Source organism: Bradyrhizobium sp. WU425, assembly GCF_021052305.1.
In the GTDB taxonomy this organism is placed as follows: Bacteria; Pseudomonadota; Alphaproteobacteria; order Rhizobiales; family Xanthobacteraceae; genus Bradyrhizobium; species Bradyrhizobium canariense_D.
The window spans coordinates 2,102,330-2,118,106 of record NZ_CP088089.1; the positions used below are offsets into that span (position 1 = coordinate 2,102,330).

Consider the following 15,777-nt stretch of genomic DNA (forward strand, 5'->3'; position numbering starts at 1 on the left):
GTTTCTTGGGTGTTTGGCCTCAGCGTTTCGCGCCGCCCAGTTTCAACTGCCGCACCGCGCCGTCCACGATCGCTTCCACGGATTCGTCGATCGAGACTGTGATCACGTGCTCGCCAGCCTCCGGCGGCTCCAGCGTGTTGAACTGGCTCGTCAGCAGGCCGGGCGGCATAAAGTGCCCCTTGCGTTGCGCCAGGCGTGCGGCGATCAGCTCCTTCGTGCCCCTCAGGAAGATGAAGCGGACGTCGTCGCGTCCGCGCAGGAGCACGTCCCGATAGGTATGCTTCAGCGCCGAGCAGGCGATGATGACGTGCTCGCCCTTGTCACAGACCCTCGCGATCTCGTCGGCAATGGCGTTGAGCCAGGGCCAGCGGTCCTCGTCGGTGAGGGGATGGCCGGCCCGCATCTTCTCGACATTGCTGGCGGGATGAAAGCTGTCGCCGTCCTCGAAACGCCAGCCGAGGCGCTCGCCGAGCGCTTTTGCAACCGTGCTCTTGCCCGAGCCCGACACGCCCATCACGATCAATGCACAAGGTGCTTCAACGCCCGCCACGAATTCCCTCCGGAAGCGCGGCCTGGTCGACCAGCCAGACGGTCTCGCCATTCGAGCGCGCGCGTACAACCGGCAGAGTCTCGCCATTGAGCAGGCGCGTCAAGATCGGCTGCTTGTCGTGCCCCGCTATCTCGAACAGCATTTCGCGGCAGGACGCCAGCGCGGGCAGGGTGAGCGAGACCCGCGGCACGAAGGGGGCAACATTGGCCTTGGGGACGCCGACCACCCAGCGTCCCATCTCCTCGATCGCGGGGTAGCCCGGGAAGAGCGAAGCCGTGTGGCCGTCCGGCCCCGCGCCCATCAAGACCATGTCGAACAGCGGCCGTGCCGGATCCAGGCTTTCCGCGCCGTAGAAAGCCTGCAACTCGCGCGCATAGGCCTCGGCGCTCTGATCAGGGTCGTCAGCCGTCGTCGGGATCGGGTGAACATGGCCGGAGGGCGCGTTGCGATCGAGAAAGGTCGCGCGCGCGACCGCCATGTTGTTGAGGGGATCGCTTTCGGGCACGAAGCGCTCGTCACCGATGAACCAGTGCACGCGCTCCCACGGGATTTTTTCGCGCCAAGCCTCGCTGCCCAGCAGCTGGTAGAGCCTCTTTGGGCTGGAGCCGCCGGTCAGGCAGATCGCAATGCGCCCGGGATTGGCCGCGATTCGCGCCATCACCCGTCCGGCCGCGGTCCGCGCGAGAGCCTCGGCGTCGGCCTCGACGATCAGCTTCGGCTGTCCGGCCGTCGCCGTCACGAAAATTTACGCCAGCTTCGGCCGTCGCGGCGGAGCAATTCATCGGCGCAGGCGGGGCCGTCGCTGCCGGCTTGATAGGTCTCGATGCCGTTGCTGCCCGCGTTCTTCCAGGCGTCAAGGAACGGCTGCACCGCCTCCCATCCGGCTTCGATGCCGTCGGCACGCTGGAACAGGATGTTGTCGCCGATCATACAGTCGTAGATCAGCGTCTCGTAGCCGGTCGAGGGATCGGCCCGGAAATAGTCGCCATAGCGGAACTTCATCTCGACGCCGTCGATGGTGACGCTCGGCCCCGGGATCTTGGCGTTGAACTGGAGCTCGATGGTCTCGGTCGGTGCGATGCCGATCGTGAGGAAGTTCTGAGAGAGACGATCGACAGCCGTGCCTGAGAACATCGACAGCGGCGCCTGCTTGAACTTGATCGCGACTTCGGTGCGCTTGTGGCCGAGCGCCTTGCCGGTGCGCAAATAGAACGGCACGCCGGCCCAGCGCCAATTGTCGATCATCAGCTTCAGCGCGACATAGGTCTCGGTAGTGCTGCCGGGTTTGACGTCCTCGGTCTTGCGATAGTCCGGGATCTCATCGTCGCCGATGCGCCCTGCGAGATATTGGGCGCGCACCGAGCTCTTCAGCGCTTCCTCTTCGCTCGGGCGCTGAATCGAGGTCAGAATCTCGGCCTTCTCGGAGCGCACGGAATGGGCGTCGAAACGCGCCGGCGGCTCCATCGCGACCAGCGACATCAGCTGGAACAGGTGGTTCGGCACCATGTCGCGTAGCGCGCCGGTGGCGTCGTAGAAGCCGCCGCGATGGCCGACGCCGAGCTTTTCCTCCACCGTGATCTGGATGTGATCGATATGGTTGCGATTCCAGATCGGCTCGAACATGCCGTTGGCAAAGCGCAGCACCAGGATGTTCTGCACCGTCTCCTTGCCGAGATAGTGATCGATCCGGTAGATCTGGTGCTCGTCCATGATCTTCAGCAGCTCGCCATTCAGCGCGCGCGCCGAGGCGAGGTCGGTGCCGAACGGCTTTTCGATCACCAGGCGCCGCCACGCCCCGTTCTCCTTCATCATGCCGGTGCGGCCGAGCTCGCGCGCGGTCGGCGCGAACGCAGCCGGCGGGGTCGCGAGATAGAACAGCCGGTTGCCGCCGGTATCCTGCGCGCATTCCAGGGAATCCAGATGCTCACGCAGGCGATCAAAGGATGGCGGATCCTTTGCGTCGGCTTCGACGAAGGTCACGCATTCCAGCAGCTTCTTGGCAATGTCATCGTCCACCGGCCGGGTCGCGAACTGGCGCAAGCCCTTCAATAGGCTGTCGCGCAGCTCGTTGTCCGACTGGCCCCGGCGGGCGACGCCGACCACGCAGAACTTTTCGGGTAACAGATGCTCGGCCGCCAGATTGTAGAGCGATGGCATCACCAGCCGATGGGTGAGGTCGCCGGTGACACCAAAGATGACGAAGGCGCAATTTTCCGGCTTGCGCTTGGCTTGCGGGTCTTTTGTCACGAACTACTGGCCTTCGCTCTGCTAATTGCTATTTCGGCTTCGAAGCGGCCGGCTGCTTCGGCTCCTTGTGGCCGCCGAAGCCGGCTCGCATCGCTGAGAGAATTTTCTCGGCGAAAGTGTGTTCCTTGCGGGAACGGAAACGTGCGAACAGCGCCGCGGTCAGGACTTCGGCCGGCACGGCCTCGTCGATCGCCGCGTTCACGGTCCAGCGTCCTTCGCCGGAATCCTCCACGAAACCCGAATACTCCGCCAGTGCAGGGCTATCCGCGAGCGCGGTCGAGGTAAGGTCGAGCAGCCACGACGGGATCACGCTGCCACGCCGCCACACCTCGGCGATATCGGCGAGATCGAAATCGTAACGATGATCCGCCGGCAAGGCCTCGATGTTGGCGTTCTTGAGGATGTCAAAACCTTCGGCGTAGGCCTGCATCAGGCCGTATTCGATACCGTTGTGGATCATCTTGACGAAATGACCGGCGCCGACGGGGCCGGCATGGATGTAGCCCTGCTCGATGCGGGGATCGCGCCCCTCACGTCCCTCCGTGCGCGGAATGTCGCCGGCGCCGGGCGCGAGCGCGGCGAAGATCGGATCGAGCCGATCGACCACCTGTTTCTCGCCGCCGATCATCATGCAATAGCCGCGGTCGAGGCCCCAGACGCCGCCGGAGGTGCCGACGTCGACATAGTGGATGCCGCGCTCCTTCAGCGCCTTGCCGCGGCGGACGTCGTCCTGCCAGAACGTGTTGCCGCCGTCGATGATGACGTCGCCTTCCTGCATCGCGCCCGCGATCGTGTCGATCGTGGTCTCGGTGATGTGGCCGGCCGGCAGCATCACCCAGGCCGTGCGCGGCCGCTCCAGTTTCGCAATGAACTCTTCGAGCGTCGCCGAGCCGACCGCGCCGTCTGCCGCAAGGCCGGCGACGGCCTTGGCGTCCTTGTCGTAGACCACGGTCGAATGTCCCTGGCGCATCAGTCGGCGAACGATATTGCCGCCCATCCGGCCGAGGCCGATCATGCCGAGTTGCATTTGAAGAATTCCCTTAGTTCAGTGCCTCGTTGAGCGCCGCATTGAGCGCCGCGAGGCCCTTCTTGAGCCCGCCCTTCAAGTGGACCCGCAGCGCGCGCCGGCCGCGCTCGGTAAGCACGTCGAAGTCGCCGCGCGCCTGCGCGGCCTTGATGACGCCGAAGCTGGCCTTCTGGCCCGGCACCGGCAGGTCCCTGGCATCGTCGGCGGTGATCTGGAGGAACACACCGCTGTCCGGCCCGCCTTTGTAGGCTTGCCCCGTCGAGTGCAGGAAGCGGGGGCCGAACTCGGCGCAGGTCGCAACGTGTCGTTTCTCGCGCACCTCGAGCCGCATGGCCTGGAGCGCGTCGATCGTCGCCTTGTCGCGGGCGATGTAGCCGAGCAGGGCGACATAGTCGCCATGATTGGAGCGCGACAGATGCGCCTTCAGCCAGGAGGTGAGGTCGCCGTTGGCGCCGGCAGCGCGCAGGGCTGCGGCATTGGTCTCGTCGGTGTAGAGATCGGCCTCGGTGGTGCTGACCACCGGCTGCTCGGCCGGCAGCGCGCCGGTCTTTTCGAACGAGGCGGTGAGCTCTCGGGTCTTGATCTTGGCCGCTTCCACGTCCGGCTGGTCGAACGGGTTGATGCCGAGGATGCTGCCCGCGACCGCCGTTGCCATCTCGAAGCGGAAAAACTCCTGGCCGAGATGGTCGATCGACTTCATCACGATGCGCACGACGGGATGGCCGGCCGCTTCGATCGCAGCAAGCTGCGAGTCATGGGCGGCGTCCGCTTCGCCCTCGATACGGATGTCGATGAAGAGCCGGTCATTGCCGTAGACCGCCGGCTCGCCCAGCGGCTCGCCGTCGATCGGGATCAGGCCCTTGCCGTCCTTGCCGGTCGATTCCGCGATGAGCTGCTCGGCCCAGGCGCCGAAATCGGCAATCTTCTTCGACGACAGGATCGTCACCTTGTCGCGGCCTTCGAGCGCTGCATGGCCCATGGCAAGGCCGAGCTGCACGCCGGGGTTCTCGGCCGGCGGCACGTCCGGTCCGCAGGAGCGGGCCATCGCAAGCGCGTGCTTGATGAAGGTCTTGATATCGACGCCCGCGGTTGCCGCCGGCACCAGGCCGAATGGCGAGAGCACCGAGTAGCGTCCGCCGATGGAGGGCTCGCCGTGGAAGATGCGCGCATAGCTTAGCGTCTTCGCCGCCGTCTCCAGCGACGATCCGGGATCAGTGACCGCAATGAAGCGATGGCCGGTCTTGACCTTCGGTCCGACCGCCTGCGCGACGCGCTGGTGGAAATAATCCTTCATCGCATTCGGTTCGGTGGTGCCGCCGGACTTGCTGGAGACGATGAACACGGTGTTGGCGATGTCGATCCTGGCCTCCATTGCCCGCACCTGCGCCGGATCGGTGGAATCCAGCACGTGCAGCTTCGGGAACCCGGGCTTCTTGCCGAAGGTCTCGGCCAGCACCTCCGGCCCGAGGCTTGACCCGCCCATGCCGAGCACGACGGCGTCGGAGAATTTCTGGCCTTTCACGCGGCTGGCATAATCCTCATAATCGGCGACGTCGGCCTTGGCGGCGCTGTCGAGCCAGCCGAGCCATTTGTCCTCGTCGGTGCCGGTCCAGACCGATTTGTCCCGTTGCCACAGCCTGCGGATCTTTGCCGACGCGCGCCATTCCTCGGTGCTCTTGGCCACGGCCTTGCCGAGGCCGTCGCCGAGCGAGAGAAGCTGGCGGTCGATCGCAGGCCCGAGCACGGTGGCGCGCTTGTGGGCGACAGCGCCATAGAGCTTGTCGGCGGCGTCGGCGAACTGCTTGACGCCGTCCTTGACGAGTTCCTCGGTGATAGCATCGAGCGAGACGCCGGAGCGCTCCAGTTCTTCCAGCACGCGCCTGGCGTCGTCGACATTCTCTTCCAGGCTGTCCCGCGGCGTGCCGTGGTCGCGGAACGCATCCAATGTCGCCGGCGGCACGGTGTTGATGGTGTCGGGACCGATCAATTCCTCGACATAGAGGACGTCGCTGTAGTCCTTGTTCTTGGTGCCGGTCGAGGCCCACAGCATGCGCTGCGGCTTGGCGCCCTTGGCCGCGAGCTTGTCCCAGCGCGGACCTGAGAACAGGCGCTTGTAATCCTGGTAGGCGACCTTCGCATTGGCGATCGCGACCTTGCCCTTCAGCGCGGCGAGCCGTTCCTTCTCGCTCGGGTCGTTGGCGCGGGCAATCTTCTCGTCGAGCTGCTTGTCGACCACCGAGTCGATGCGGCTGACGAAAAAGCTCGCCACGCTCGCCACGTGCGAGGGATCGCCGCCACCTGCGACGTATGTCTCCAGACCGGCGAGATAGGCCTCGGCAACCTGCAGATAGACGTCCCTGGAGAACAGCAGCGTGATGTTGATGCTGATGCCGTCGCCGATGAGGGTCTCGATCGCCGGCAGGCCCTCCGGCGTTGCCGGCACCTTCACCATCAGGTTCTTGCGGTTGACGTCCTTCCAGAGCCGCCGCGCCTCTGTGACCGTTTCACCCGTGTCCATCGCCAGATAGGGCGAGACTTCCAGGCTGACATAGCCGTCGCCGCCCTTGAGGCGGTCGTAGACCGGGCGCAGCACGTCGGCGGCGTTCTGGATGTCCTCGACCGCGACGGCCTCGAACAGATCGGCGACCGACCGATCGCCGCGCTTCAATGCCTTGCCGATCGGCGCGTCGTACTCGTCCGAGCTGCCGATCGCTTTCTCGAAGATCGAGGGGTTGGAGGTGACGCCTTTGACGCCGTCGGTGTCGATCAGCCGCTTCAGGTCGCCCTTGGCGATGAAGCCGCGGGCCAGGAAGTCCAGCCAGACGGCTTGTCCGTGCTTTTCCAGTTCTTTGACGGGATTCATGATGCTAATTTATCTCCAAGCCTGCGGGCGAGGGGTTTCCGCGCCGGTCCTGACGCGCTATCCTCTAGCTTACATGCTTCCTTGAGGGAACCAATCAAGGGTATGGGCGTCATATCCTCCAGTGTAACTCCGTCGCGATCATGGCGATCCGCGTAGAGGGAGCCGAGTTGCGTAAAAGGTCGTTGGCCGTGAGGAATCGGCTAGGCCCTTGTTGTGTAACGCCAGCTGCCTCGCCTCGCCGCCAGTGGCTGCGCGGAGTACTCATCAGCGGATTCCGGTCCGCCTGATGCATCGTGGCTCGGTCGCGAATGGCCATGCTGGGGGAAAGCATGCAAGCACATCATGACCGTCTGGCGCTCGCTGTCACAGACAGCCCCCAGTCGGTCACGTCGACCGGATGCGTCGATGCGTCCCACGATCTCGAAATCGGTCCATGTACGACCCAACTGCGGTTGCTGATCGTTGCGGGTTTCGCCATCACGCTGCTCAGCGCAACGCTCGCCTTGGGCTGGTGGAACGCTTTTGGCGATTACGACACGACGGTCGGCTATGCCGGCGTGGTGGCGTTCGCCGCGATGACCGGCCGGCTGATCTGGATGCTCCCCGCCGAGCGGGCATCGGTGGTGATCGTCACCCCCTATGGCATTCGCGACCTTCGCATCGGCAATGAATTTCTGCTGTGGGACTCGATCGCGGAGATTTCGGCTGAAGAACGCCGCGGGCGCAAGGTGATCGTGCTGACGCCGACGCCGGCCTTGCAGAGGCAGCTCTGCAGCATCCGCGGCTTGGCCCGCGGTGTGACGGACGATCGCATCGTCATCCGGTCGGAGGGCCTGGCGACCGATTTTGATACACTGCTGCGCGTTTGCCGCGACTGTCACGCCGCCGGCGGTCCACGCACCGCATTGCAGCAGGAAGATGAACGCGCCACGCAAGGCTTCGCCGCACAAGCGTCATAAGATCGCCGTTCGCAGACGGCTATGATGCGGCGCCGGATGAACGCATCCCCGGTAATGCCCGGATGTTGCGAGCGAGTGACATTTTCTGGAAATGAGCCAATATAGACAAAGATTCGCTCAAATATCAGGCAGGTGCCTGTTCGTAACTCACCCTGTGCCTACGTTGTGCGTTGCGCCGAGAAGGCGCCCGGGTGTCGAATGATCGTCATGTGCTCACGCTGATTCGAGAGTGGCGCTAAGGAACGGTCCGGTCGCTGCTTTCGTTCAATTGTGTAGCGGAACTCACGCGGAGAGGGATCATGTACAACGATTCTCTATTCAACGCTTTCGCTAAGTCGTTCGAGGCGAGAAGCCAACACGACATGTCGATGGCGGAATATCTGGAATCGTGTCGAAGCGATCCCATGAAATACGCAAACGCGGCCGAACGACTGCTAGCAGCGATCGGTGAGCCCCAGACGATTGACACGGCCAAGGACCCACGCCTTGGCCGTATTTTTTTGAACCGCACGATCCGCACCTATCCGGCCTTCGCCGGCTTCTACGGCATGGAAGAAACCATCGAGCGCATCGTCGGTTTCTTCCGTCACGCGGCGCAGGGCCTCGAAGAGCGCAAGCAGATCCTGTATCTGCTCGGTCCGGTCGGCGGCGGCAAATCCTCGCTCGCCGAGCGGCTCAAGTCGCTGATGGAGGTGCATCCGATCTACGTGCTCAAGGCCGGCGACGAGCTCTCGCCCGTGTTCGAAAGCCCGCTCAGCCTGTTCGATCCGGATCAGCTCGGCCCAATGCTGGAAGAGAAATACGGCATTCCGCGCCGCCGTCTCACCGGCCTGATGAGCCCGTGGTGCTACAAGCGGCTGGAAGCCTTCGGCGGCGACATTTCCCAGTTCCGGGTTGCAAAGATCCAGCCGTCGCGGCTGCGCCAGATCGGGATCGCGAAGACCGAGCCGGGTGACGAGAACAACCAGGACATTTCCTCGCTGGTCGGCAAGGTCGACATCCGCAAGCTCGAAACCTACGCGCAGAACGATCCCGACGCCTACAGCTATTCCGGCGGCCTCAACCGCGCCAACCAGGGCGTGCTCGAGTTCGTCGAGATGTTCAAGGCGCCGATCAAAATGCTGCACCCGCTGCTCACCGCGACGCAGGAAGGAAACTATATCGGCACCGAGAATATCGGCGCGATCCCCTTCACCGGCGTCATCCTTGCGCACTCCAATGAAGCCGAGTGGTCGAGCTTCAAGGCCAACAAGAACAACGAGGCCTTCATCGACCGCATCTGCGTGATCAAGGTGCCGTACTGCTTGCGGATCACGGAGGAGCAGAAGATCTACGAGAAGCTGATCCAGGGCTCCGAGCTCGCGGCCGCGCCTTGCGCGCCCGCGACGCTGGAAACGCTGGCGCGGTTCTCGGTGATGTCGCGCCTGCGCAAGCACGAAAATTCCACGATCTACGCCAAGATGAGGGTCTACGACGGCGAGAGCCTGAAGGAGACCGATCCGAAGGCGCGCAGCGTCCAGGAATATCGCGATGCCGCCGGCGTCGACGAGGGCATGGACGGTGTTTCCACCCGCTTTGCCTTCAAGATCCTGGCTGCGACCTTCAACCACGATCCGCAGGAAGTCGCCGCCGACGCCGTGCATCTGATGTACGCGCTGGAGCAATCGATCAAGCGCGAGCAACTGCCCGAGGAAGTCGAGAAGCGCTACCTCGAATTCATCAAGGCCGACCTTGCGCCGCGTTATGCCGAGTTCATCGGCAACGAGATCCAGAAGGCTTATCTCGAATCCTACTCGGATTACGGCCAGAACCTGTTCGACCGCTACGTCGACTACGCCGATGCCTGGATCGAGGACCAGGATTTCAAGGACGCCGACACCGGCCAGCTGCTGGATCGTGAGCTTTTGAACCAGGAGCTGACCAAAATCGAGAAGCCGGCGGGCATCGCCAACCCGAAGGATTTCCGCAACGAGGTGGTCAAATTCTCGTTACGGTCGCGCGCCCAGAACGGCGGCAAGAATCCGACCTGGATCTCCTACGAGAAGATTCGCGATGTGATCGAAAAGCGGATATTCTCCCAGGTTGAGGACCTGCTTCCGGTCATCTCCTTCGGGTCGAAGAAGGACGGCGAGACGGAGAAGAAGCATGGCGAGTTCGTCGCACGCATGGTGGAGCGCGGCTACACCGAGCGTCAGGTTCGCCGGCTCGTCGAATGGTACATGCGCGTGAAGCAGGCCGGTTGAGGCGGATGGAAAAGTGCCGATTCACATTATTGACAGGCGCCTGAATCCAGGCGGCAAGAGTCTCGAGAACCGGCAGCGGTTCTTGCGTCGGGCCAAATCCCTGGTGCAGGGCGCCGTCAAGAAGACCTCGCAGGAACGCGACATCAAGGACGTCCTGGAGGGTGGCGAGGTCACCATTCCGCTCGACGGCATGCACGAGCCGCGTTTCCGCCGCGACGGCGGAACGCGCGACATGGTGTTGCCCGGAAACAAGAAGTTCATCGAGGGCGACTATCTCCAGCGCTCCGGCCAGGGCAGTGCCAAGGATTCCGGTCCGGGCGAAGGCGACAGCGAGGACGCCTTCCGCTTCGTGCTCAGCCGCGACGAATTCGTCGATCTCTTCCTCGATGACCTCGAACTTCCTGATCTCGCCAAGCGCAAGATCGCGCAGACCGAGAGCGAGGGCATCCAGCGCGCCGGCTACACCACGTCGGGCTCGCCATCCAACATCTCGGTGAGCCGGACGGTTCGGCGCGCAATGGCGCGCCGTATCGCGCTCAAGCGTCCCAGCAAGGAGGAGATCGAAGAGCTTGAATCCGCCATCGCTGCCTGCGCAGATGAGGACGAGCGTCTGCTGCTGCTAGCCCAGCTCGAAAAACTGAAGGCGAAATCCAAGCGCATTCCCTTCATCGATCCGCTCGACATCCGCTACCGCCGCTTCGAGACGGTTCCAAAGCCCGTTGCCCAGGCTGTGATGTTCTGCCTGATGGACGTGTCGGGCTCGATGTCCGAGCACATGAAGGATCTCGCCAAGCGCTTCTACATGCTGCTCTACGTATTTCTGAAGCGCCGCTACAAGCATGTCGACATCGTCTTCATCCGCCACACCGATCGCGCCGAGGAGGTGGATGAGCAGACCTTCTTCTATGGCCCGGCTTCCGGCGGCACGCTGGTCTCCAGCGCGCTGCAGGCCATGCACGAGATCGTGCGCGAACGCTTCAGCCCGTCGGACTGGAATATCTACGCTGCGCAAGCTTCCGACGGCGACAATTCCTATTCCGACGGCGAGCTCGCGGGCATGCTGCTGACCGACAAAATCCTGCCGGTCTGCCAGTTCTTCGCCTATCTCGAGGTCGGCGAGTCCGGCGGCAGCGCCTTCGATCTGTCCGACTCCTCGCTCTGGACCCTCTACGAGCGCTTGCGCAACAGCGGCGCACCGCTCTCGATGCGCAAGGTCAGCGAGCGCAGCGAAATTTTTCCGGTGTTCCACGATCTGTTTCAGCGCCGCGACACTGCCCAGGAGAAAGCCGCTCCATGACGGAACGCTTGTTCGAAGGCGCCGATTGGGATTTTCACACCTTGCAGCGCATCACGGATGCCTGCGAGGAGGTGGCGACGAAAGATCTCGGGCTCGACGTCTATCCGAACCAGATCGAAGTCATCACCGCCGAGCAGATGCTGGACGCCTATTCGTCGGTCGGCATGCCGCTGTTCTACAAGCACTGGTCGTTCGGAAAGCACTTTGCGTATCACGAGGCCTCATACCGCAAGGGCCTCATGGGCCTCGCCTATGAGATCGTGATCAACTCCTCGCCCTGCATCTCCTACCTGATGGAAGAGAACACGGCGACGATGCAGACCCTGGTGATCGCGCACGCCGCCTTCGGCCACAATCACTTCTTCAAGAACAACTATCTGTTCAAGCAGTGGACCGACGCCGACGGCATCCTGGACTATCTGGATTTCGCCAAGAACTACGTCATGCAATGCGAGGATCGCTACGGCCGGGTGGAGGTCGAGCGCACCCTCGATGCCGCGCATGCGTTGATGTCGCATGGGATCGACCGCTATCCCGGCAAGAAGAAGCTCGACCTCCGCGCCGAAGAGAAGCGGGCAGGGCGCCGCCGCCAGCACGAGGAGGAGGTCTTCAACGACCTCTGGCGCACCGTGCCGGCGGGAAAGAGCAAGACCCGGTCCGCGCTCAGCATCGAACGCCGCCGCAAGCTGCTCGGCCTGCCGCAGGAGAACCTGCTGTATTTCCTCGAGAAGAGCGCGCCGCGGCTGGCGCCCTGGCAGCGCGAGCTGTTGCGCATCGTCCGCCACATCGCGCAATATTTCTATCCGCAGAGCCAGACCAAGGTGATGAACGAGGGGACGGCGACCTACGTCCACTATCGCATCATGACCAAGCTGCATCAGCAGGGCCGCATCAGCGACGGCAATTTCCTCGAATTCCTGCAGTCGCACACCAATGTCGTGTTCCAGCCCGAATTCGATGACCAGCGCTTTTCCGGCTTTAATCCCTATGCGCTCGGCTTCGCCATGATGCAGGACATCGAGCGCATCGTCACCAGGCCGGAAGACGAGGACCGCGAATGGTTCCCGGACATCGCCGGCAAGAACGACGTGATGGGCGTGCTGCGCGACGTCTGGGCCAACTACCGCGACGAGAGTTTCATCGCCCAGTTCCTGAGTCCGAAGCTGATGCGGCACCTCCGCATGTTCCACCTGCATGATGACCCCGAGGAACGCGCCGGCATCCGGGTCGACGCCATTCACGACGAGCGGGGCTTCCGCCGCGTTCGGCGCGAGCTGGCACGGCAGCACGATGTCGGCTACATCGACGCGAATATCGAGGTGGTCGACGTCGATCTCTCCGGCGACCGGCGGCTGATCCTGCATCACCATGTCATCAAGGGCGCGCAGCTCAACGAGACCGACGCCAAGCGCGTGCTCCAGCATCTGGCCGATCTCTGGACCTACGACGTCGCACTGATCGAGGTCGACGCCAATGACAAGGTGCTGCGCGAATATGTCGTGAGCCCGCGCCCGATCTCGGCGGTGGCCTGACGCTGCTGACTATGCGGAGCAATACGGCGAGATGCGCGTTGATGCGCCCTCGCCCCTTGTGGGAGAGGGCGGCGACGCTCGGAGACACAAGCTCACTGCGGTGAGGGGTATCTCTCAACGTTTCCCGTGTCGATAGAGACCCCTCATCCGGCGCTTCGCGCCACCTTCTCCCACAAGGGGAGAAGGAAAGCGTTCGTGGCTCCACAACGGCTGTTCTATCCGGAACGTTTCGCCGGCTTCTTCTTGGACGCATTCAGCGCCACGGCTGCGCGGATCAGCGCCTTCAACGCCTTCTCGTTGATCTTCTCGCCTTCGCGAATATCGATCGCGCGCCGCACGTTGCCGTCGAGGCTCGAGTTGAACAGGCCGGCTGGATCGTCCAGCGCTGCGCCCTTGGCAAACGTCATCTTCACCACGGCCTTGTAGGTCTCGCCGGTGCAGATGATGCCGTCGTGCTCCCACACCGGAACGCCGCGCCATTTCCATTCCTCGACGACGTCAGGATCGGCCTCCTTGATCAGGCCGCGGATTCGTCCGAGCATGTCGCCGCGCCAGTCGCCGAGCTCCTTGATCCTGCCGTCGATCATCCTGGATGGCGAAGCGCCATCCGCCTTCGTCGCGCTGCTGTTTTTCACGGTGACGGCCTTCTTCATGTTCACGCCTCTTGTCGGGCGCCGCGGCGGCGGCCGAGATATGGCAGCGCGAACATGTAGAGTCCGGTCGCAAGCAATGGGATCAATGGGACGAAGGCGAGCAAGCCGATCCACGTCGCCTGGACTTGCAGCGTCAGGGCGACGATGTTGGCGATGACGGCAAGCGTGAAAGCGATCGACAGCCAACGATGGATCTGTCGAACCCACATGTTTCCGGTCAATGAAACCTCCTCTTGAGATGATTGAATGAAGGCCGGCGGCCGAGCTAGTCTGCCCTTGCCAGCAGCTCGTCCAGCTTGGCGAGAAACTGCTTCCAGCCGGCATGCGCGCCGCCAAAAGCCTGCTTCTGCGTCGGGCTGAAGCCCGCTTGCTCGACGCGCAGATGCGTGCCTGCGCCCGCCGGCGTCAGCGTGAAGGTCACGACACTCTTGAGATCGAACGCCGCGTCGTCATGCGAGAAATTCCAGGTGTAGGCGAGCGTCTTCTGCGGCTCGATGGTGAGGACCTCGCAGTCCAACACGCCGCCCCACTCGCCGCGAAGGTTGAAGCGGTGGCCCACGGTCGGCTTGAAGTCGTTCTTCATCAGCCATTCCTCGATCAGATGCGGCTGCGTCAGCGCGCGCCAGATCCGCTCTGCCGGAAAGGCATATTCGCGCTCGACGACGACAGATCGGGTTTCGGTGGGGGATTCGTTCATTGGTCCATCCTCTTCAGGAGATCGTCGAGCGCATCGAGCCGGTTCTGCCAGAATCCGGTCATCTGGCTGGTCCAGTCGATCAGCGGATTGAGCGCGCCGGGCTGGGCGCTGTAATGCGTCTGCCGCCCTTGATGCCGGTCGCGCACCAGACCAGCCTGCTTCAGCGCGCCGAGATGTTTTGAGACTGCGGGCTGGGAAACGCCCGACAGTGCTGTCAGGGCTCCGACCGTCTGTTCGCCCTCGCGGCACAATCGCTCGAAGATCGCCCGACGAGTGGGGTCGGCGAGCGTCCTGAACAGAAGGTCGTGGGCGATGGCGGGCATAAAATCCATAACCTGCAAGTTATGGATATGTTCATAACCCTGGGGTTATGGGTACGTCAAGGGGGATGTCGAGCGCGCGCTCCTACGGCCGCAGATAGAGATAACCCTGCGACTGGAGCTCGGCCAAACGGACGACGCCACCCTTCTCCGCGCTGACGAAGCCCGGCAGGAGATCCGTGAGCGTGACGTTCTGCGCCTTCATCGTGTTGCCGCAGGCGGCAAGCTCGACGCCATCCCTGGAAAAATCGCCGACGCGCTTGCTAATGTCAGGGTTGGCCTGCGCCGAGTGAAACGCCTTCAGTGCCGGGCCGTGGATCACCAGCGCGATCGTCACATGGTCGGGGCCGCCGACGCCATCGATGTGGTTCTGGATGTTGCCGAGGACGAAGTTGACCTTCTCGGCATCGCTCAGGTGATAGACCACCTTCAGCTTGTTGCCCGTGCCGGCCTCGGTCGCGGCCTTCGCGCTGGAGGCGCCAAGTGCCGCGCCCAGGCCTGAGACGGCGCTCCACAAGATGTTCCGGCGGTTCATGACGATCTCCCCTCGATTGTGCCGGACACATATCATTTGTGGCGGAGCGCGGCGAGTTCCTTGCGGTCGGTCACGAGCGAGGCGCATTCCTTATTGTCCGTTCGATCTAGGCGGAAAATCCCGTCGTCGGCCCCGGCGACCAGTGACAGTTCGGCATCGTCGTCCGGCTTGTTGTTCTGCCAGACCCTGACCCGCGCCAGCCGCACGATCGCCGATTTGTCGTCCTTCGAGAGCGCGACGCCGATGCCGCCGCCCTCGCAGTCGACGCCGCAACCGAGGCGGATTTCGGTGCCGTCCTTGGTGAACACAGCGTGATGACAGGAGCCGCTGGAATCGAAATCGCCGGAGCGGTGACGATATCTGAAGCCGAGGCGGAAGGAGTTGTGGAACTGCTTGTCTTCGGTGTCCATCTCCGCCGAGATCAGCAGCTTCATCGAGGCGACCTTCTGCTTCGGATGGTGCGCCAGATGCTCGGCATCGTAGCGGCGCACGAAGCAGGCATAGGCCTTGTTGCCGGGTTCGCCGGCATACATGCGCGCGTTGAAGGTTTCGGCTTCGGCCTTGATGGCCTCACGGATATCGTCGGCCTCCTCGGCGTGAGCGGCGCCGCCGAGCGCGGCAAGGAAGACGGCCGCAACGAGAAAAGACTTCATGATGGCCTCGCGTGCAGCAGCTGAGCTGTACGCTGTAGACGCAGCCCCGGTGCGACGCGTTCAACGTCCGCACAGCTGACAGCATCATCGCAGGGCGGAGCGAGGTGATTAGTTCCACGCCGGGCATTAGTCGTCGGTGGGGTCCTGAAGGTTCATTCGACGTGACGCCTTCGCCTTTCGGAACTCGGCGCCTGCGATTCC

General features: G+C 63.2%; 15 protein-coding genes. 4 read left to right on the plus strand and 11 right to left on the minus strand.

Annotated features, from left to right (window positions below):
- Positions 1 to 19: 19 nt before the first annotated feature.
- Genes BcanWU425_RS10045 through BcanWU425_RS10065 form a run of 5 tightly spaced genes read right to left on the minus strand, consistent with a single transcriptional unit; the run spans position 20 to position 6,687 of the window.
- A complete protein-coding gene (locus BcanWU425_RS10045) occupies positions 20 to 550 on the minus strand; it encodes a gluconokinase (protein WP_026232661.1) in 531 nt (176 codons plus the stop codon).
- Positions 537 to 1,289 (minus strand): 6-phosphogluconolactonase, encoded by a 753-nt coding sequence (gene pgl / locus BcanWU425_RS10050; RefSeq protein WP_085395695.1) that lies wholly within the window; start codon positions 1,287 to 1,289, stop codon positions 537 to 539. The genes BcanWU425_RS10045 and pgl overlap by 14 nt, the downstream gene beginning before the upstream one ends.
- Complete coding sequence (gene zwf / locus BcanWU425_RS10055) at positions 1,286 to 2,797, minus strand: glucose-6-phosphate dehydrogenase (protein WP_018454061.1); 1,512 nt, start codon at positions 2,795 to 2,797, stop codon at positions 1,286 to 1,288. Before zwf ends, pgl begins: the two co-directional genes overlap by 4 nt.
- Before the next feature lie 28 nt (positions 2,798 to 2,825).
- Positions 2,826 to 3,824, minus strand: coding sequence for a phosphogluconate dehydrogenase (NAD(+)-dependent, decarboxylating) (gene gnd / locus BcanWU425_RS10060; RefSeq protein WP_018454062.1), 999 nt, complete (start codon positions 3,822 to 3,824; stop codon positions 2,826 to 2,828).
- Positions 3,825 to 3,837: 13 nt separating this feature from the next.
- Positions 3,838 to 6,687, minus strand: a complete 2,850-nt coding sequence (locus BcanWU425_RS10065; RefSeq protein ID WP_018454063.1) for a bifunctional transaldolase/phosoglucose isomerase — start codon at positions 6,685 to 6,687, stop codon at positions 3,838 to 3,840.
- 308 nt (positions 6,688 to 6,995) lie between these two features.
- Here BcanWU425_RS10065 and BcanWU425_RS10070 point away from each other — a divergent pair, with 308 nt between their 5' ends.
- The 4 genes from BcanWU425_RS10070 (at position 6,996) to BcanWU425_RS10085 (ending at position 12,718) form a co-directional block, all read left to right on the plus strand.
- On the plus strand, positions 6,996 to 7,646 hold the full coding sequence (locus BcanWU425_RS10070; RefSeq protein WP_204512128.1) for a hypothetical protein: 651 nt from the start codon (positions 6,996 to 6,998) through the stop codon (positions 7,644 to 7,646).
- 299 nt (positions 7,647 to 7,945) lie between these two features.
- Entirely contained in the window at positions 7,946 to 9,889 is a 1,944-nt protein-coding gene (locus BcanWU425_RS10075; protein WP_018454065.1) for a PrkA family serine protein kinase, read from the plus strand.
- 19 nt (positions 9,890 to 9,908) lie between these two features.
- Positions 9,909 to 11,186 (plus strand): YeaH/YhbH family protein, encoded by a 1,278-nt coding sequence (locus tag BcanWU425_RS10080; protein WP_026232663.1) that lies wholly within the window; start codon positions 9,909 to 9,911, stop codon positions 11,184 to 11,186.
- A complete protein-coding gene (locus BcanWU425_RS10085; RefSeq protein ID WP_007613791.1) occupies positions 11,183 to 12,718 on the plus strand; it encodes a SpoVR family protein in 1,536 nt (511 codons plus the stop codon). Before BcanWU425_RS10080 ends, BcanWU425_RS10085 begins: the two co-directional genes overlap by 4 nt.
- A gap of 215 nt (positions 12,719 to 12,933) precedes the next feature.
- On the opposite strand, the gene BcanWU425_RS10090 is transcribed toward BcanWU425_RS10085, so the two are convergent.
- The 6 genes from BcanWU425_RS10090 to BcanWU425_RS10115 all read right to left on the minus strand — a co-directional run bounded on the left by BcanWU425_RS10090 (position 12,934) and on the right by BcanWU425_RS10115 (position 15,576).
- Positions 12,934 to 13,371: a DUF1801 domain-containing protein gene (locus BcanWU425_RS10090; protein WP_085352024.1), complete on the minus strand. Its 438-nt coding sequence runs from the start codon at positions 13,369 to 13,371 to the stop codon at positions 12,934 to 12,936.
- 2 nt (positions 13,372 to 13,373) lie between these two features.
- Positions 13,374 to 13,592, minus strand: a complete 219-nt coding sequence (locus BcanWU425_RS10095) for a hypothetical protein (RefSeq protein WP_085385331.1) — start codon at positions 13,590 to 13,592, stop codon at positions 13,374 to 13,376.
- A gap of 44 nt (positions 13,593 to 13,636) precedes the next feature.
- Complete coding sequence (locus BcanWU425_RS10100) at positions 13,637 to 14,068, minus strand: SRPBCC family protein (protein ID WP_085361497.1); 432 nt, start codon at positions 14,066 to 14,068, stop codon at positions 13,637 to 13,639.
- Complete coding sequence (locus BcanWU425_RS10105; protein ID WP_085361496.1) at positions 14,065 to 14,391, minus strand: ArsR/SmtB family transcription factor; 327 nt, start codon at positions 14,389 to 14,391, stop codon at positions 14,065 to 14,067. The genes BcanWU425_RS10100 and BcanWU425_RS10105 overlap by 4 nt, the downstream gene beginning before the upstream one ends.
- A gap of 82 nt (positions 14,392 to 14,473) precedes the next feature.
- Entirely contained in the window at positions 14,474 to 14,923 is a 450-nt protein-coding gene (locus tag BcanWU425_RS10110; RefSeq protein ID WP_204512127.1) for a DsrE family protein, read from the minus strand.
- Positions 14,924 to 14,955: 32 nt separating this feature from the next.
- Positions 14,956 to 15,576, minus strand: a complete 621-nt coding sequence (locus BcanWU425_RS10115) for a hypothetical protein (RefSeq protein WP_018454073.1) — start codon at positions 15,574 to 15,576, stop codon at positions 14,956 to 14,958.
- Between the last annotated feature and the right edge of the window lie 201 nt (positions 15,577 to 15,777).

Bases quoted from the DNA above. Each gene is read 5' to 3' on its own strand.
- gnd (WP_018454062.1), bottom strand. From the start codon at position 3,824: ATGCAACTCGGCATGATCGGCCTCGGCCGGATGGGCGGCAATATCGTT.
- BcanWU425_RS10065 (WP_018454063.1), bottom strand. From the start codon at position 6,687: ATGAATCCCGTCAAAGAACTGGAAAAGCACGGACAAGCCGTCTGGCTG.
- BcanWU425_RS10070 (WP_204512128.1), top strand. From the start codon at position 6,996: ATGGCCATGCTGGGGGAAAGCATGCAAGCACATCATGACCGTCTGGCG.
- BcanWU425_RS10075 (WP_018454065.1), top strand. From the start codon at position 7,946: ATGTACAACGATTCTCTATTCAACGCTTTCGCTAAGTCGTTCGAGGCG.
- BcanWU425_RS10085 (WP_007613791.1), top strand. From the start codon at position 11,183: ATGACGGAACGCTTGTTCGAAGGCGCCGATTGGGATTTTCACACCTTG.
- BcanWU425_RS10090 (WP_085352024.1), bottom strand. From the start codon at position 13,371: ATGAAGAAGGCCGTCACCGTGAAAAACAGCAGCGCGACGAAGGCGGAT.
- BcanWU425_RS10100 (WP_085361497.1), bottom strand. From the start codon at position 14,068: ATGAACGAATCCCCCACCGAAACCCGATCTGTCGTCGTCGAGCGCGAA.
- BcanWU425_RS10105 (WP_085361496.1), bottom strand. From the start codon at position 14,391: ATGCCCGCCATCGCCCACGACCTTCTGTTCAGGACGCTCGCCGACCCC.
- BcanWU425_RS10110 (WP_204512127.1), bottom strand. From the start codon at position 14,923: ATGAACCGCCGGAACATCTTGTGGAGCGCCGTCTCAGGCCTGGGCGCG.
- BcanWU425_RS10115 (WP_018454073.1), bottom strand. From the start codon at position 15,576: ATGAAGTCTTTTCTCGTTGCGGCCGTCTTCCTTGCCGCGCTCGGCGGC.